Annotated in this window: 14 protein-coding genes and 2 pseudogenes; 7 read left to right on the forward strand and 9 right to left on the reverse strand. The window is 59.9% G+C overall.

Annotated features, from left to right (window positions below):
• Nucleotides 1–249: 249 nt before the first annotated feature.
• Together HR9077_RS09335 and HR9077_RS09340 are read right to left on the reverse strand one after the other, a co-directional pair.
• Entirely contained in the window at nt 250–1,065 is an 816-nt protein-coding gene (locus HR9077_RS09335; protein ID WP_136066736.1) for an SDR family NAD(P)-dependent oxidoreductase, read from the reverse strand.
• Nucleotides 1,066–1,183: 118 nt separating this feature from the next.
• Entirely contained in the window at nt 1,184–1,900 is a 717-nt protein-coding gene (locus HR9077_RS09340; RefSeq protein ID WP_168380923.1) for a glutathione S-transferase family protein, read from the reverse strand.
• A 292-nt stretch (nt 1,901–2,192) separates the two neighbouring features.
• Here HR9077_RS09340 and HR9077_RS09345 point away from each other — a divergent pair, with 292 nt between their 5' ends.
• Nucleotides 2,193–2,780, forward strand: coding sequence for a TetR/AcrR family transcriptional regulator (locus HR9077_RS09345; RefSeq protein WP_136066738.1), 588 nt, complete (start codon nt 2,193–2,195; stop codon nt 2,778–2,780).
• A gap of 205 nt (nt 2,781–2,985) precedes the next feature.
• Nucleotides 2,986–4,148, forward strand: a pseudogene (locus tag HR9077_RS09350) (IS3 family transposase).
• A gap of 309 nt (nt 4,149–4,457) precedes the next feature.
• On the opposite strand, the gene HR9077_RS09355 reads toward HR9077_RS09350, so the two are convergent.
• From HR9077_RS09355 to HR9077_RS09365, 3 genes are read right to left on the reverse strand one after another with little or no spacing between them, the layout of a single operon-like run.
• Nucleotides 4,458–5,081, reverse strand: coding sequence for a DsbA family protein (locus HR9077_RS09355; RefSeq protein WP_136066739.1), 624 nt, complete (start codon nt 5,079–5,081; stop codon nt 4,458–4,460).
• Nucleotides 5,074–6,297: an MFS transporter gene (locus tag HR9077_RS09360; RefSeq protein ID WP_136066740.1), complete on the reverse strand. Its 1,224-nt coding sequence runs from the start codon at nt 6,295–6,297 to the stop codon at nt 5,074–5,076. The genes HR9077_RS09355 and HR9077_RS09360 overlap by 8 nt, the downstream gene beginning before the upstream one ends.
• A 3-nt stretch (nt 6,298–6,300) precedes the next feature.
• Nucleotides 6,301–6,963, reverse strand: coding sequence for an NAD(P)-dependent oxidoreductase (locus HR9077_RS09365; protein ID WP_136066741.1), 663 nt, complete (start codon nt 6,961–6,963; stop codon nt 6,301–6,303).
• 96 nt (nt 6,964–7,059) lie between these two features.
• On the opposite strand from HR9077_RS09365, the gene HR9077_RS09370 reads away from it, so the two are divergent.
• The gene (locus tag HR9077_RS09370) at nt 7,060–8,025 is read left to right on the forward strand and encodes a LysR family transcriptional regulator (protein WP_136066742.1); all 966 of its coding nucleotides are present in this window, start codon (nt 7,060–7,062) and stop codon (nt 8,023–8,025) included.
• 958 nt (nt 8,026–8,983) lie between these two features.
• Here the strand turns inward: HR9077_RS09370 and HR9077_RS09375 are convergent.
• Together HR9077_RS09375 and HR9077_RS09380 are read right to left on the reverse strand one after the other, a co-directional pair.
• The gene (locus HR9077_RS09375) at nt 8,984–9,520 is read right to left on the reverse strand and encodes an elongation factor P hydroxylase (protein WP_136066743.1); all 537 of its coding nucleotides are present in this window, start codon (nt 9,518–9,520) and stop codon (nt 8,984–8,986) included.
• 252 nt (nt 9,521–9,772) lie between these two features.
• Nucleotides 9,773–10,832: pseudogene (locus HR9077_RS09380) on the reverse strand (IS3 family transposase); the annotation flags it as partial.
• A 170-nt stretch (nt 10,833–11,002) separates the two neighbouring features.
• On the opposite strand from HR9077_RS09380, the gene HR9077_RS09385 reads away from it, so the two are divergent.
• On the forward strand, nt 11,003–12,439 hold the full coding sequence (locus HR9077_RS09385; RefSeq protein WP_136066754.1) for an MATE family efflux transporter: 1,437 nt from the start codon (nt 11,003–11,005) through the stop codon (nt 12,437–12,439).
• A gap of 136 nt (nt 12,440–12,575) precedes the next feature.
• Entirely contained in the window at nt 12,576–13,274 is a 699-nt protein-coding gene (locus HR9077_RS09390; protein WP_136066744.1) for a hypothetical protein, read from the forward strand.
• Nucleotides 13,275–13,373: 99 nt separating this feature from the next.
• Here HR9077_RS09390 and tusA read toward each other — a convergent pair whose 3' ends face one another.
• The gene (gene tusA / locus HR9077_RS09395; protein ID WP_136066745.1) at nt 13,374–13,622 is read right to left on the reverse strand and encodes a sulfurtransferase TusA; all 249 of its coding nucleotides are present in this window, start codon (nt 13,620–13,622) and stop codon (nt 13,374–13,376) included.
• A 43-nt stretch (nt 13,623–13,665) separates the two neighbouring features.
• Here tusA and HR9077_RS09400 point away from each other — a divergent pair, with 43 nt between their 5' ends.
• On the forward strand, nt 13,666–13,950 hold the full coding sequence (locus HR9077_RS09400) for an antibiotic biosynthesis monooxygenase family protein (protein ID WP_136066746.1): 285 nt from the start codon (nt 13,666–13,668) through the stop codon (nt 13,948–13,950).
• A gap of 23 nt (nt 13,951–13,973) precedes the next feature.
• Here HR9077_RS09400 and rlmM read toward each other — a convergent pair whose 3' ends face one another.
• Nucleotides 13,974–15,095, reverse strand: a complete 1,122-nt coding sequence (gene rlmM / locus HR9077_RS09405; protein WP_136066747.1) for a 23S rRNA (cytidine(2498)-2'-O)-methyltransferase RlmM — start codon at nt 15,093–15,095, stop codon at nt 13,974–13,976.
• Between the two features lie 125 nt (nt 15,096–15,220).
• On the opposite strand from rlmM, the gene HR9077_RS09410 reads away from it, so the two are divergent.
• The gene (locus tag HR9077_RS09410; RefSeq protein ID WP_136066748.1) at nt 15,221–15,958 is read left to right on the forward strand and encodes an RNA methyltransferase; all 738 of its coding nucleotides are present in this window, start codon (nt 15,221–15,223) and stop codon (nt 15,956–15,958) included.
• The last annotated feature ends 6 nt before the right edge of the window (nt 15,959–15,964 follow it).

Genomic DNA, 15,964 nt, shown 5'->3' on the forward strand with positions numbered 1-15,964 from the left:
CCCAAAGTCATCGTCGGGGCCAATATGAGAAAGCTGGTTCATCTAATCTACGGGGTGGTCTGTTCCAACAAGCCATTCGATGCTCGGATACCGATGCAACAACTTGCTCTTCAAGACGGTATCTGACCCTCCTCACTCGCTTCAACCGGCAACCTGCTGGCCTCCATAGATCGGGCTGCTTTGCACGAGAGAGCCCTACGAAAGCGGATCGAAGATACGACAATACGGCTCGTGATCGGCCCCGTATTTTCAATGATCCCAACCGCTCGTCAGGCGTTTCCCGAAGACATGCAGGCGGCGACGTGCCTCAGCGTTGTAGGCCTGAGAATGCGCGCGTGCCTCGCGCAAGCCGTCGAAATAGCAGCCCGTGGTGGCAGCGTGCTCAGGGCCGTCGACCAGCGCCATGAGCGCGTCAGCCCCCTTCTCCACTGGCGTGGTGGGCTGCACGCCATTCTCGCGGACCATGGTCGTGTCCATGTTGGTGCCGGGGTGGAGACTGTTCACTGTTACGTTGCGCTTGGCCAGCGCTGCCGCTAAATCGAACGTCATCATCACGCCGGCCAGCTTGCTGCGCATATAGGCGAGAAACCCATCGTAGTCGTGCTCGAGCATGATGTCGTCGAAATCGATGGCAGCCTGGCCGGCCGAAACGACATTGATCACGCGGGACGGCGCCCGAGCACCTAACAGAGGCAACAACGCCCTCGTAAGCAGCAAGGGAGCGAGGTAGTTGATGGCAAAATGACGCTCGTAACCATCCGACGTTTCGGTGCGCACGTTGCCAAGGGTGACCACCCCGGCATTATTGACCAGCACGTCCAACTGAGAGTACCGGCTTTCGAGCGTATCGGCGAGGCGGCGGACTTCGGCCAGTGAGCCAAAATCCGCCGCGTGAAAGTCGGCCGTGCCGCCGGCACGTTGAATCGCGCCGACCAGCGCTCTGCCACGCTCGGCGTTGCGTCCATGCACGATCAAGTGAATCTCGGGCGAGGCCAGTCGTTGGGCGACATGGTGACCGAGCCCGTCCGTCGAACCAGTGATAAGGATATTGCGAAGGTCAGACATATCAGAACCCCCAACCGAGATGGATCGTATTTGGGTAAGCGATGCTTCGAGATATCAACTTCGATTTTACATTCGACGCCGTGCGTCAATTGAAACTGGAGCGTCTAACTCTCAGAATTCACGTCGTAATTATATTGTGAAGTTCGTCCTTGGAAAAAACGAAAACATCTTGTTCGTTTTTTTCTCTTTCCCCCATTTTCGTTGCTTTGATCTTGTCGTAGGCGATCTTCACTGCGGTTCTGGCTGCGACACGCTTGCGCCAATCCTCAATGCGAGGAAATTTTTCGCGGCCCTCAACAGGAGCCATGAACTGAACCCAAGGGAAACACGCGATATCAGCGACAGAATATTCACCTGCCACATAGTCGGCATTTTTCAATTTCGTTTCGAGAACACCAAAATGCTGTGTAAATATCTTTTCGTATCTTTTTTCGCTGTAAGAGTTGTCGACCTCAGGTGCAAACATTTGAGGATACTGTCTGAAATGAAACGCCTGGCCGCCAAAGGGCCCAAGGCCAGAGACCTGCCAAAAAAGCCACTGAATTTGCTCCAGCCGCCCGAGAGAATCTGCAGCGATGAGGCCTCCATGCTTCTCTGCCAGATAAAGCAGAATGGCACCAGACTCTGCAATGACGATAGGCTCGCCACCGATTTTAGGATCTTCGTCAATGATCACCGGGACTTTCCCAGTGACTGAACCCGCTACTTTCGATGGATCCCGCTGATCTCCCGAAGAAATATCCAATGGCAAGAGGCGGTAATCCGCTCCAATCTCTTCAAGTGCCATTACGACTTTCGTTACATTCGGGGAAGTCATGAAATATAAGCTGTACATGGATCGTCTCCTTCTCGTGGTGAGCGTCGTTCTAAAATAACTGCCCGCCCATACGATGCGGGAAGTCGGCATTAGGAACTTTCAGCTCGAACCATTTGGATAGGCCCGGCGGCGCAAGCCATGCTGCACATTCAGTCACGCTGTATCGGCAGGTGGCTCACTGCCGCAACGATGACAATCAATGGCGGTATCGCCTACCGTATAGGCCTACGTCCCCGCCCGCAGAAATGTGGAGGGCGCCTCCGTTTAAATATACGGAGGAAGCATCCGTTTAGTCAAGGCGATCGATAAAATGACCCCAGATTCATTCACCAAGCCACCCCGGAAGCCACGAGCCGATGGAGAACGCAATCGCGCCCGATTGATCGAAGCGGCCAGGAAAGTCTTCGCGGAAAAGGGGGCCGGCGCGGGCCTCGAACAGGTCGCGCGGGAAGCCGAAGTCGGCATCGGTACGCTCTATCGTCACTTTCGGTCACGCGATGCATTGATCACATCGATCTATCAACAGGAGATTGACACTCTCATCGACGCCGCCCCAGCCTTGATGAACGAACTCGAGCCACTGCCGGCACTCCGTGAATGGTTACTGCAATTCGTAGACTTTCTTGAAACCAAACAAGGCATGGCGGATGTGTTGAGCACACTCATCGGCGGAACGGCGGCACTCTATAGCGGGACGTCGGAGTGCCTTGCCCATGCCATCGAAGCGTTGACCGCCAACGCCGTCGATGAAGGCGCGCTCGACCTCGACCTCGAACCACTGGATCTGCTCAGGGCCATCGGCGGAGTCGCCAATCTCACCCCCGGCGAGAACTGGAGGCAATCGGCCGTGCAGATGATCGATTTGCTACTTAAGGGAATGCAGCGCGATAGTGATTGATTGGGGTCAGGGCAAATATTTCCGAAAATCTGACCTTCGGCATTGGAAACGATTGTCACGTAATCGCGCCCCTTACGGATCGCCGCCCATCGACCGCCAGCCGAGTCGTAACGCAGTCGGACGTGTTGGCTAGGTCTCGACGCACTGATCTTGCCCATCAACAGTGGACACCTCGTTAAGACATTACACTGAGACGAGGTGACCCATGACAAGGCAAACTCCTTCAATGAAGAAAACCCGCAACCGATACTCCCCGGACTTCAAGGCCGAAGCGTTGGCACTCGCTAACCGCGTCGGCGCTACCGCTGCCGCTCGGGATCTCAACCTGCAGGCCAGCCAGCTCTATCAGTAGCGTGCCAAGGCCCAGCAGAAGGCCAATACCTCCGAGCGTGAGCAGACGTTGGCTGACGAAAATGTTCGGCTCAAGCGGCAGCTCGCGGAGAAGGCGGAAGAGCTTGAAATTGCAAAAAAGGCCGCGGTGTATTTTGCGAGAAGCCTGAAGTGAAATACGCCTTTATCAACCAACACCGTCAGGCATTCTCCGTTCAGCGCCTGTGCCGCATCATCGGCGTGGCTAGCAGCGGCTATTACGCCTGGAGACGGCACGAGGGCATGTCATCGCCCAGGCGCCATCGACAGGTAGCTCTCGATCATCGGATAGCCAGCGCCTTTGACCGAAAAAAGGGGCGTTACGGCGCTCCCCGGCTGACGCTGGATCTGAAGGACGAGGGGCTGCCTGTCAATCGGAAAACCGTCGCTGCCAGCTTGCGCCGTCAAGGACTTCGTGCCAGAGCGGCTCGTCGATTCAAGGCGACGACGAACTCGCGGCACAGCTTGCCGGTTGCGCCCAACCTGCTGCAGCAGAACTTTTCGGCGGTGGCGCCCAATCAGAAATGGGTCGGCGATATTACCTACCTTTGGACCGATGAAGGCTGGCTCTATCTGGCGGTTCTGCTCGACCTGTATTCACGCAGGGTCATTGGCTGGGCGATGCGTGAACGCATGACAGCGGAGCTCGTCGCTGACGCCCTGCAGATGGCGTTGTGGCGCCGCCAAATGCCGAAGGGGGTGATCGTTCACAGCGACCGCGGCAGCCAGTACTGCTCAGCGTTGTATCAGTCGATGCTGACCCGAAACGATCTCCACTGCAGCATGAGCGCCAGGGGGAACTGTTACGATAACGCCTGTGCCGAGAGCTTCTTCCACAGCCTCAAGATCGAAGCCGTGCATGGTGAGCGCTTCCGAACGCGAGAGCAGATGCGCCGCCAGGTCTTCGAATACATCGAGCTGGACTACAACCGGCCACGCCGACACAGTGCTATCGGGATGATCAGCCCGGAGACCTTCGAGGCTCGAATGATCGCTTAAGCTGGTGTCCACCAGTGCTGGGTAAGATCAGGGCCGAAAGTACGCACCCGCTCGACCTCGGAGTGGGAAAGCTCGGGAGCTTGCCTTTTGCCTCATAGAGCTATCTTTGCTTCTAGCTGTGGGCTAAAATGAAACGGGACAAAAGGCATGACCTGACCCTCTGCACTCCGCAATGCTTTCCAACTCCCTCCAAGAAGAATCTGATCAGCTGCAAATTGTCGTTTTGGTCTATTACCTAGCCCCGGCCAGTAACCGGGCCGGCTAATGACATATAACCGTGCTGTCATGATTGCAAAAAGGTAGTGACGACTAGGCTGTTTGGAGGCTAACCACGAAGGCTTCGGGATTACCGTAGTGCGCTTGGTGGTCGATTACCACATACGTTCCCTTTCGCTCCAGAACAAAGCCAGGATATCCTCCCAGCCTGAGCTTTTGCATGAAACGTCTCGTCTCTGCGATGTGCGCCTGCACCGGCATCCCCTTGAGAACGCGACGAAAATCCTGTTCGTCCACGCCAATGCTTTTGGCGGCCTCGCTCAGGGAATTTTCTTCGACGACTCGCTCACCCTGTACGTAATGCGCATACTGAATGGCGGCAATCATATCCAAACCGGACCCTGGCTCTACAGTCGTTGCGGCCAATACCGCCGCAACTGTCGGTTCTGACCAAAAGATCGTTGCTGGATCGCGGAGCAGCCCCTCCAGGTAGGCCTCTCCGAATGGCTGTCCGGACAGAGCGGCAATCCGTCCATCGTTTTCACGCAGATATTTACGGGTAGCTGTATCGGGCCGAAGTGGCGTTTCCCATAATCCACCACCATGAAGGGTAATGTTCATCCCCGCCCCCTTGGCCGCACGCACCAGAAGCTCCGCTCCGTAGCACCAGCCGCATAGCGGATCATAAACGTAATGCAGGATGGTCTTATCACTCATTGTTTTCCCCTGCGGGTACTGAAGTGTTTTGAGTGGCAAATGCCAACCCGAACAGCAGCAAGCCCCCCAAGCCCAATAGCGCGCCAGTCCACCCCAGAGAGAGGAAGCCCCCACTGGCAGCAATCGTCAGGCCGCCCAGCCACGCGCCGAGAGCGTTGGCAAAGTTGATCGCAGAGTGGGTCAATGCAGCGCCCAGGGTCTTTGCCTGCCCCGCCACATCCATCAGCCAGATCTGAAGACCGGGGCCGATGGAAACGATGCCGCCCAAGAGGAATGTGCCTAAAAGCGCCGTCGGCACACGACCTGCGAGCCATGAGAAAACCGCCAGCAATAAGGTCGTATAAAGAAGGGCACCGCCGATCGTACGCATCAGGGCGACGTCCGCAAAGCGACCACCAAGCAGCGTGCCAACCACACCGCCGGCCCCGAAAAGGGCGAGAGCAAAAGGAAGATTGGAGTCACTCAGGCCACTGACCGTAGTCAGAAGGGGCGCGATATAGCTGAAGACACAGAACATGCCGCCGAAGCCGACACCCGCGACCGACAAGGCCAGCCAAAGGCGCGGGTTGGCGAGACTGCGAAGCTCGGTAGAGAGACTCCCTCCCTCTTGCGCCGACACTTGAGGGACGACGAAGCGAATTGATGCCGCACCCAGCAGACATACGGCCCCGATCATGCCGAAGGCGATGCGCCACCCGTATGCATAACCAACCCAGGTCGCAAGCGGGGTTCCCACCAGCATCGCCATGGTCAGCCCGAGCATCACGTAGCCAACGGCCCGCCCACGGTTTGCCGGCGGCACAAGAGAAGCCCCCAAAACCGCCGCAGCACCGAAATATGCCCCATGCGGCAGACCGGCCGCAAAGCGCGTGATGAGCAGGTAGGTCTGCCCATCGGCCGCGAGGGCGGCTAGGTTTGCCAGGCTATGCAGACCTGCGAGCAGGATCAGAAGACGGCGGCGTGGCACTCGCGCCCCCAGGACCGCGAAGAGCGGCGCGCCGATCATCACACCAATCGCGTAGGCGCTGACGAGATGTCCGGCTTGGGGGAGCGAAATGGCAAGATCTGCCGCGATATCAGGCAGCAATCCCATGACCACGAACTCGCTGGTACCGATGGCAAAGCCGGATAAGCCGATGGCAAGAAAGGCCGCGATCAGAGCCGGCCCCGTCGCGTTCGTGTTCTGCGGGGCGTGGTTTACGAGGGAGGATGTCATTGATTACAACCCACGCGCCGCCGTGAACCGCGACCGGACATGACGCGGCTGTTCGAGTTCGTCGACAATCGCGATTGCAAGATCTGCAACAGAAATTCCTGCCGGCTTCTCGCCATCCATGAGCAGGGTATCGGTACCAAGACGGTAATTTCCGGTCCGTTCACCATCCTCGAGAAACGCCGGGGGGCTAACGAACGTCCAGTCCAGTGTGCAATTGTCGGCGGCAATCGCCGCCATGGCATCGCGCGCTCCCCGCGCGCCGGGTACAACGTATTCCGGAACCTGCGACGTGAATTCTGGGGTATCTACCAGTTGCACCCCCGGAGCCACATACAGGCTCCCTGCGCCACCGACAACCAAAAATCGTTTGATGCCGCTCAACTCGACGCCGCGCTGGATAGAGGCAGCTCCACGTACGAATTTGTCGTACAGATCGGGGTCGTGCCAGCCAGGATTGAAGGCCGACACGACAGCGTCTGTGCCGGCCACCGCTTCGGCAACGGACTCGGCGTCGTAGGCGTCTGCGACGATTTGCGTCACGTTGGCCGCCGGTTCCATTCGGCCAGCTGACCGCACCACCGCAGTAACCTCGTGGCCACGTGAGAGAAGTTCATTCAGCGTAGCGGCGCCGACAAAGCCTGTAGCGCCGATGAGAGCAATTTTCATGGAGACCTCCTTGAATGGTTCTCTATCAGGATATTTTCTTTATAGTGAGCTGAGTAGACGCCCATTTTCACCAACTCTTGTAAGCCTGGCTAACAAATGAATGACCTTAAACCCTATGCTGTCTTCGCTGAAACCGTTTCAACCGGCTCCATGAGCGCCGCTGCAAGGCGCCTGAAAATGACGCCATCCGCGGTGAGCCAGACCATACGCACGCTCGAAAATCAGATGGGTGTCACGCTGCTTCACCGGTCGACCAGGAAGCTCTCACTGACCGAAGCTGGAGCGCGCTGCTATCCTCATTGTCTCCGGCTGTTGGATGCGGCGAACGCAGCAAAGCAGTCCTTGTTACAGGCCCGGGACGCGCCGGTTGGCGAACTACGCATCGCCGCCCCACTGGGATTTGCCCCCTACATTGCCCCGGCGCTCGCGCCGACCCTTTCGGAATGGCCGAACCTTCGGCTGAGCCTCATCGTGGATGACGCAATGATCGACCTCATCGACGCCCGGATCGACATTGCCCTGCGGGTCGGAAAGCTGTCCGACTCCGACTGGGTCGCCCGCAAGCTGTGCGATTTTGAGACAGTGCTTTGTGCCTCACCGACTTATGCCGAACGGCAAGGAATTCCTCTGGCACCGAACGATCTCGAAGCTCACCAGTGGATTACGGTGTCGCAAGAAATCGTCGACTCGTCGCCGCAAGCTAATAGCTCGCCGAACGAACTACTGAAGCTGAGGAAAGGGGCACAAAGGCTGGACATCCCTATCAGAGCACGGATTGTCTGCACCAACCAGGTGACAGCACGGCAGATGTGTGAAGAGGGTGCAGGTATGGCGCGGCTTATCTATACCGATGTGCTGCCCTTGCTCGAAAGTGGCGCCCTTGTCAGGGTGCTGCCTGACTGGAAGTTCGATCCGATGCCGGTAATGATGGTTATGAGGCCGAGCCAAGGTCGGCCCGCCAAGGTAAAGATCGCGTCACAGGCGCTAAAGCGGCACTTTGCCGACTTGAAATCGAATCCGGAGTCGCACGCTATGACTCAGGGCGGTGGCCCCACTTTATAACAGCCCCACTCGAAAGGTGAGGGAAGGACCGAGCCATATAGGCTTACGACAGTTCGCCCAGAAGCGAGAAATTCCGGTCAAGGTAGTACACCAACGGTCGCTCGTTGTCGCCTGCCCTACGGTCGTCCAGCGCTAGGCGTAATGTGCACACCGCCAGCATTGCTGGTCAAACACAGTTTGGCGCGGCGTTCAGTTTCGGGCAAGAGTTTGTACAAAACCGGGACAGATTTATTTAAATCCCTTTCGAGGTCGACCCGGCCGACGCATCTCGACCCGAACTCCAGTCCATCGTTCAACCTCATCGATGCAACGTTTCCACCCGTTAACTTATTACTGACAACGGCCGAACTATCAACGAGTGTCCGCAGACGACTGAGCACCTGGTCGCCATCCTGCTGCGGACTCGTTAATCAGGTAGATCGGGGTATCTTCGCTTCGTGACGGGTGATTCCAGATTCCTTGATGGTCTGGATCGTCGTCTCCTTAAAGACGTTCTGCACATAGCCATCGGTTGTACCTCCACCCCAACCCTATTCCACTTGGGTGCTCGTCTGATAGGCCTGACTCATGATTTCTCCCTGAACTGATACGTTCTCGACCAAATAATCGTTGTGCGCATCAGTTTACAGTTATGATCTTTCACCTCCTATAGAACCATCTCCGCGACGCAGTCCTCAAACCGCCAGGGTCGTGCCGAATTGCGGTGAACACCCCTCAATACAGAGCGCACCCGAACTGAAAACGCTGGGAAACAAACCAATTAGATACGAGAGAAGGTTCGTAGAATATCCCTTCGTGGACGACTCCCGAGATTGCATAGAGATTCATTTGCCGGATGGCATTTGTTTAGGGAACCTCTAAAAACCTCGATTTTTGGATTTGCGCCCCCTCGAAACCTGCATTATCGAGCGATCAATAATTTCAGGATTCAGGTTTTCAGAGGTTCCCTTTAGCCCCGTCACATCTCTAATCTAGCTGACGAATTCAGGTTAGCTAAACAATTACTGCTCCAATAGCTTTTCAATCCAGACAATACCTTATTGGCGGTAGAAGGTGGATTTACCCGCATCTCTTGATAGGCAATTCCTAAATGTTGAAGAAATTTTTTCGACGGTGGCCGTCCTGAAAAATCGTCAAGGCTTGGTGAAAACTTAAGCCCAACAATTTCACACATGGCTTTTTCCAATCCTTGTGGCCTCGCTTCAACCACTTCAAAACACTGCTGCTCTTCGGCTGTTCTTCCGCATGAAGCGTACCAATAACCGAAATCATCTAAACCTCTTCGCCGATCGCCAGCTAAACAATAATGTGAAATCTCATGCAAAAGGCTTCGTGGATAGTTACTTCTAAAATAAACAACTGCATGGGTATTCGCTCTCGGAGCTTCGTAGAACGGCTCTTCTGCGTCACCTTTTATTGTTAAGTCAGGGAGAATGTCCGCAAAGGCATTTATCAAATTTTGACAGCATTCATCATCGGTACTGCACACACTCATTTATTCATTTCCCAATACGAACTGACAACTCGAAAAAACATTCAAAAACAGAGACATAAACCATTCTGCCTTTAATACAATCACTTAGTAAACATTGAGCATCCTGATAATGTTAACATCCTTAGCCTCTGCAATGAAGTGCCCCCTCCAGATCTGCACAGGCTATAGTGCAATCATCAGGAGGCGACGCCCCCCATCAAGCGATGGACCGCGAAGCGCAAAGCGTCTGTGGTCATGGACATCTTCATGCCGCCGCATGGCGTCCCGGGTCTCGAAACGTTCGCCATGGATTGCTTCGACCTTGAGGCTGTAGAAGAAGCTCTCGGCACAGGCATTGTCGTAGCAGTTGCCCTTGGCACTCATGCTGCATTGGAGGTCGTTTCGGGTCAGCAGCGACTGGTACAGGGTCGAACAGTACTGGCTGCCGCGATCCGACCTTTTTGGGCATCTTACGGCGCCACAGCGCCATCTGGAGCGCGTCCCCGACCAGGTCGGCGGTCATCCGCTCGCTCATCGCCCAGCCGATCACCTTGCGTGAGAACAGATCGATCAGCACCGCCAGGTAGAGCCATCCTTCACCGGTCGCCAGATAAGTGATGTCGCCGACCCATTTCTCGTTCGGCGCCGCGGCGGTAAAGTCTTGCTCCAGTCGATTGGGCGCCACCGGCAGCGAGTGTCGCGAGTTCGTCGTCGCCTTGAACTTGCGCGACGCCTTGGCGCGAAGCCCCTGGCGTCTCAGGCTGGCAGCGACGGTCTTGCGATCCACTATCAGGCCATCGTCAACCAGGTCCAGCGTCAATCTGGGGGCGCCTGAGCGCCCCTTCCGGCACTCGTAGGCCTGGGTCACTCGCTGGTCGAGAACCGCCTGCCGGCGGCGTCTCGGAGACGGCATGCCGCCACGCTGTCGCCAGGCGTAGTAGCCGCTGCGAGAGACCCCGAGAACCCTGCACATCCGCTGGGTGCTGAATGCCTGACGATGCTGATGGATGAAGGCGTACTTCACTTCAGGCTCTTGGCAAAGTCCGGGGCCGCCATCGGACCGCGGCTTTTTTGCGATTTCAAGCTCTTCCGACTTCTCGGCCAGTTGGCGCTTGAGTCGGGCATTCTCGTCGGCCAGGGCTTGCTCGCGGGCTGAAGCGCTTTGCTGCTGCTGGGCCTTGGTCCGCCACTGGTAGAGCTGGGTGGGCTGGAGGCCAAGCTCTCGGGCGGCGGCACTGATGCCAACGCGATCGCCGAGCGCCAGGGCCTCGGCCTTGTAGTCCTGGGAATAGCGGGTACGGGTTTTCTTCATCGAAGCTGCTTGCCTTGCCATGGGTCACCTCGTCTCAGTGTAATGTCTTAACCAGGTGTCCACTGCTGTTGGGCAAGATCATCCACTCCCCGGGTCGCCCTGCGACATCGGTCGCGTAGGCACGCCTCGGGGAGTCGCCTAGAATGGCGGTTTTGGATCGCCGGACGATAGGGAGCGTCGCCGTGGTAGCAATGAGCGGAAGCGGCTGGCAGCGCTGGCGTCGCGAGAATGCCGCGCTGATCCGCCTGGCCCTGCCGATCTGCGGCGCGCAGCTCGCCCAGTCGGGGATGAGCGTGACCGATGTGATCATGGCCGGGCGCGCCAGCGCCACCGACCTGGCGGCGATTTCGGTGGGATCCAGCCTGTGGCTGCCGTTGATGCTGTTCGCCACCGGCACGCTGATGGGCCTGACGCCGATCGTCGCCCAGCTGCTGGGCGGCGAGCGCGTGGCGCAGATCCGCCCCTACGTGCATCAGGCCCTGTGGCTGGCCCTGGCGCTGGGTGTGGTCGCCGCCCTGTTGCTGGCCTTCGCGGTGATGCCGGTGTTCCGCCTGATGGCGGTGCCCGAACACGTCGCCTCGCTCTCGGCCAGCTACCTGGCCATGGTCGCTTTCGGCATGCCCGGCGTGGCCGCCTTCCAGGCACTGCGTGCCTTCGCCGACGGCATGAACCATACCCGTCCGGCGCTGTGGATCAGCCTGCTGGGGCTGGGGGTGAACGTGCCCTGCAATTACCTGCTGATCTATGGCGGCCCCGGCCTCGAGACGCTGTTCGGCGCCTCGCTGCCCCTGGGGTTGAGCGGGTTGCCGGCATTGGGCGCGGTGGGCTGCGGCATCGCCACCGCCCTGGCGATGTGGGTGATGTGCCTGGCGCTGGCGGCCTATACCCATCGCAGCGCGGTGTTCGCGTCACTCCATCTGTGGAAAAGGCTGGCGCGCCCGCAACGCGCCAAGCTCGGCGAGCTGCTGCACGTCGGTGCGCCGATCGGCGTGGCGATCTTCGTCGAGGTCACGCTGTTCACGCTGATCGCGCTGTTCATCGCCAGCCTCGGCGAGATCGCCGTGGCCGCGCATCAGGTCGCGCTCAACTACACCTCGATCCTGTTCATGCTGCCGCTGTCGCTGGGCATGGCGCTGACCGTGCGCGTCGGTCATACGCTGGGCAGCGGACAGCGCCGCGGCGCCGCCTTCGTGGCCTGGAACGGTATCGCCGCCTGCCTGCTGGTGGCCCTGCTCAACGACATGATCCTGTGGCTGACCGCCGGCCCGGTCGTGGCACTGTACAGCCCCAACGAAGAGGTCCAGTCGCTGGCCGTGTCGCTGATCTGGCTGGCCATGATCTATCAGTTCTCCGACGCCCTCCAGGTCAACCTGGCGGGGGCGCTGCGCGGCTACAAGGATACCCGGATCATCATGGCGATCACCCTGGTGTCCTACTGGGCCGTGGGCCTCGGCGGCGGCTATCTGCTGGGCAGCGTCGGTGTCGCCGGCTGGCAGCCGCAGGGCGTCTACGGTTACTGGCTCGGCCTGATCGGCGGATTGAGCGTCGCGGCGCTGTTGCTCGGCTGGCGCCTCTGGCACATTAGCCGGAGGGGCGCCGACAGCGCCATGGCACGCGTTTCGGGTTGAGCCGGAAGCCCCCGCGTGGACAACTGGCGAGCTTCCTCGGCGGGGGTTGGAACGACAGGGGTTAACTTCGCCTAGCGAGCTGTGCTAATAGTGAATCGAGGCCTAGGCCGAAATCTTGCCGATGAGGAGGGTAACCATGGGTATCCCAATGTCCGCCCGCTCCGCCCGGGTCATCGACCTGGAGGCCATGCGCAACCGGCTGAGGGCCAAGCGTCACCTGGTTCGCCTCGCCCCCGAGCTGGATGGCCTCGAGATGGTCTATCATCTGGCTTCCGACCCCGAAACGCTCTACGGGATGCCATTGCTCGCCTGGGGCCTGCGCGACGACGGGGAGGTGGTCGGCCTGGTGCCGTGGATGGAAGCGCTGACGCCCTGTCACGACCTCGACGATCCCGAGCACGGCCACTTCGTCGGCTACCGCGATCCCGAAACCGAAGAGATCTTCTACACCGCGCCCGAGCACAAGGTCTACGAGCTCGAGCACGCCGCCGCCTATTTCGACTATGAAGAGAGCGGCGAAACGACTCTGCTGCAGCAACTGCCCGAGACACTGGGCACGCACGCCCTGTGCCTCGACGAGGACGCGGCCACATGGCAGCTCAAGCTGGTGTTCGGCTGGCGACTCTACAGCAATGGCACGATCGAGGCCCTGCTGGTCGACGAAAGCCGCGTCGAGTCGACCCCGGTGGTCGCCGGCGACGACTGCCTGTATCCCGGCCACAGCCGCCATCAGGTAGTCTACTTCTTCCAGCGGGCCATCGCCAATCGCATTCGCCAGGAGGACCCGGCGACCCTCGAGGCCCTGGCCTGCATGGTGGGACACGACGAGGATTGAAGGAACCGGCACCGCGCATGGCCAGCCGCGATGCCTTTCGGCAGCGCGACCGTGGGGATCGCGTCAGCCCAGGCGGATGCGTCAGCCCAGGCGGATGCGTCAGCCCAGGCGGATAAAGTAAAGATAGTCGTCGCCGCGCTCCTGCCGGGCGAGCAGCTCGTGACCCAGGAAATTGCAGAACTTGGGCACGTCACGGGTGGTCGCCGGGTCGCTGGCGATCACCTTGAGAATCTCGCCGGAGCGCATGTCGCGTACCCGGTTGTGCATCAGCATGATCGGTTCGGGGCAGTAAAGCCCGGTGGTATCCAGTTCGGCATCGAATGCCCCGGCATCGTTGGGGTTATCCATCGCTGGCCTCGTCGGGTGAAGTGGTCATCAGCTGGAGTGGTCAATGTTCAAGATCATCATCGAACGGCGCATCATGCCCGGGCTCGAGGAGGAGTACGAGCAAGCGGCCCGTCGGGTGATGCGCGCGGCACTCACCGCCCCGGGCTTCATCACCGGCGAATCGCTGCATCAGCGTGAAAACAGCCAGCATCGCCTGCTGATCACGCAATGGCGCAGCCTCGACGCCTGGCGAGCCTGGCAGCACAGCCCGGAGCGCGAACAGGCGATGCAGCATGTGCTGCCGCTACTCACCGAAGACGAACGAGTCACCGTCTACGAGGCGCCCTGAGCCGGTATCGCCGGGCCAGGGCGTCACGGCAGCCGCACATGGACGGTGACTTCCTCGCGATCGTGATATAGCTGCTTGCAGGCAATTCGCGCGGCAATCCCGGCGCCCGCCAGCCGGGTTTCCAGGCGTTCGAGACAGCGTGACACCTCCGCCCAGCGCTGTTTCATCGGCAACTTCAGATTGAATACCGCCTCATGGCACCAGCGCTTGAGCAGCCAGCGCTCGACCATGTCGATGACCCGCATCGGCTTGTCGACGATATCACATACCAGCCAGTCCAGACGCTGCGGCGGCTGCCAGGTAAAACCATCCTCGCGCAGATGCTCGACCTGGCCGGTCGCCATCAGCTCACGCCCCATGGGGCCATTGTCGATGGCATAGACATACATGCCCTGACGCACCAGCTGGTAGCTCCAGCCGCCCGGCGCCGCCCCCAGGTCGGCGGCCTGCATGCCGGCATGCAGCCGCGTCTCCCACTCGTCGCGGGGTATGAAGACGTGCCAGGCCTCCTCCAGCTTGAGCGTCGAGCGGCTCGGCGCGTCATGGGGAAAGCGCAACCGGCGGATGCCGCCCGGCGACTCGCTGCGATTGCCGGGAAAGCTCATGCCCAGCTGCACGCCATCGCCGGCGGTCCAGAACAGGTGCAATCGCCGCCCGCCGGCCTTGCGCCGCAAGGCCCCCCGCTTGCGCAGCGTCGACTCCAGCGGCCGCTGCAACGCCTTCATCAACCCCGCCAGCGCCTTGGCGTCGTTGGAATCCGGCGTCTCCTGCCACAGCGATTCGAAGCTCCAGCCGCTGGCGACGACCTGCGCGATGATCGGCGTCAATCGATCATCGCGAGATAGCCCGACGAGCGGCGGCATGGCGACCAGCGACTGGCGGGCGAAGACCAGCGCGGCAAGGGGCAGCTCACGATGCAGTTCATTGGCGGGCTGCATGTCGGCCATCACCCAGCGCACATGCCCGGCTCCCGGTTCGGCCTCGACATGGCCGGCAGCCCCCGCGTTCGGCACGCCGATCTTGGCCTGGAGCTCGGCGCCGAGATCGTTCTCGAAACCCGGCCGGCAATACAGCAGCAGCTCGTTGGGCACACACGTCGGCGCTGGCTTGGCTTGCGGCTTGTTGGGGGATGAGTTCGGCGACATGACGGCTCCTTGGAAGGCCCGCAGTCTAGCCGGGGCGTCGGCGGCGAACAACCCCGCCACGGGACACTCGTGCCGGCAGGAGCCGTCGCGTAGACTGGGCCGATTTCCTTCGACAAGCGTTCAACATGCTCGACAATATCCGCATCGTCCTCGTCCAGACCTTCCATCCCGGCAACATCGGCGCCAGCGCCCGCGCCATGAAGACCATGGGCCTGACTCGGCTGACGCTGGTCAATCCGCGCTGCTTCCCCGATGCCGAAGCGACTCGCCTGGCCGCCGGGGCCAGCGATGTGATCGAGGGCGCGCGTGTCGTCGCCAGCCTCGAGGAGGCGGTCAGCGACTGCGTGCAGGTCGTTGGCGCCAGCGCGCGCCTGCGCAGCCTGCCGTTGCCGCACTTCGACGAGCCCGGCGAGATGGCCCGCGCAGCGATCGCCAACGCCGAACAGGGCCCGGTGGCACTGGTCTTCGGTCGCGAGCGCTACGGCCTGACCAACGACGAGATCCGTCACTGCACGCATCAGGTCAGCATCCCCGCCAACCCCGATTACGGCATTCTCAACCTGTCCCAGGCGGTTCAGGTGCTCGCCCACGAGGTCCACGGCGCCTGGCGTCGACAGACCGGAAACACCGCGTCCACGGCTTCGCCGACCCAGGGTCCGCTGCCGACGCAGCAACAGCTGGCTTATTTCCACGAGCACCTGCAGCGCGTCATGGAGGGCTCGGGCTTCATCAATCAGCCCCACGCGCGGACCTCGGATCACCTGCACGCGCTGTTTGCCCGCGCCCAGCCCAACCGCAAGGAGCTCTCGCTGCTCAGAGGCCTGCTCAGCGCGCTGGAAGCGCATCTCGACCCGCCCTCCTGACCCCCT

The organism is Modicisalibacter radicis (assembly GCF_900961225.1).
Taxonomy (GTDB): Bacteria; Pseudomonadota; Gammaproteobacteria; order Pseudomonadales; family Halomonadaceae; genus Modicisalibacter.

What these genes read in the sequence shown, in the direction of transcription:
- HR9077_RS09335 (WP_136066736.1), bottom strand. Translation starts at nt 1,065, where the DNA reads ATGTCTGACCTTCGCAATATCCTTATCACTGGTTCGACGGACGGGCTC.
- HR9077_RS09340 (WP_168380923.1), bottom strand. Translation starts at nt 1,900, where the DNA reads ATGTACAGCTTATATTTCATGACTTCCCCGAATGTAACGAAAGTCGTA.
- HR9077_RS09345 (WP_136066738.1), top strand. Translation starts at nt 2,193, where the DNA reads ATGACCCCAGATTCATTCACCAAGCCACCCCGGAAGCCACGAGCCGAT.
- HR9077_RS09355 (WP_136066739.1), bottom strand. Translation starts at nt 5,081, where the DNA reads ATGAGTGATAAGACCATCCTGCATTACGTTTATGATCCGCTATGCGGC.
- HR9077_RS09360 (WP_136066740.1), bottom strand. Translation starts at nt 6,297, where the DNA reads ATGACATCCTCCCTCGTAAACCACGCCCCGCAGAACACGAACGCGACG.
- HR9077_RS09365 (WP_136066741.1), bottom strand. Translation starts at nt 6,963, where the DNA reads ATGAAAATTGCTCTCATCGGCGCTACAGGCTTTGTCGGCGCCGCTACG.
- HR9077_RS09370 (WP_136066742.1), top strand. Translation starts at nt 7,060, where the DNA reads ATGAATGACCTTAAACCCTATGCTGTCTTCGCTGAAACCGTTTCAACC.
- HR9077_RS09375 (WP_136066743.1), bottom strand. Translation starts at nt 9,520, where the DNA reads ATGAGTGTGTGCAGTACCGATGATGAATGCTGTCAAAATTTGATAAAT.
- HR9077_RS09385 (WP_136066754.1), top strand. Translation starts at nt 11,003, where the DNA reads ATGAGCGGAAGCGGCTGGCAGCGCTGGCGTCGCGAGAATGCCGCGCTG.
- HR9077_RS09390 (WP_136066744.1), top strand. Translation starts at nt 12,576, where the DNA reads ATGGGTATCCCAATGTCCGCCCGCTCCGCCCGGGTCATCGACCTGGAG.
- tusA (WP_136066745.1), bottom strand. Translation starts at nt 13,622, where the DNA reads ATGGATAACCCCAACGATGCCGGGGCATTCGATGCCGAACTGGATACC.
- HR9077_RS09400 (WP_136066746.1), top strand. Translation starts at nt 13,666, where the DNA reads ATGTTCAAGATCATCATCGAACGGCGCATCATGCCCGGGCTCGAGGAG.
- rlmM (WP_136066747.1), bottom strand. Translation starts at nt 15,095, where the DNA reads ATGTCGCCGAACTCATCCCCCAACAAGCCGCAAGCCAAGCCAGCGCCG.
- HR9077_RS09410 (WP_136066748.1), top strand. Translation starts at nt 15,221, where the DNA reads ATGCTCGACAATATCCGCATCGTCCTCGTCCAGACCTTCCATCCCGGC.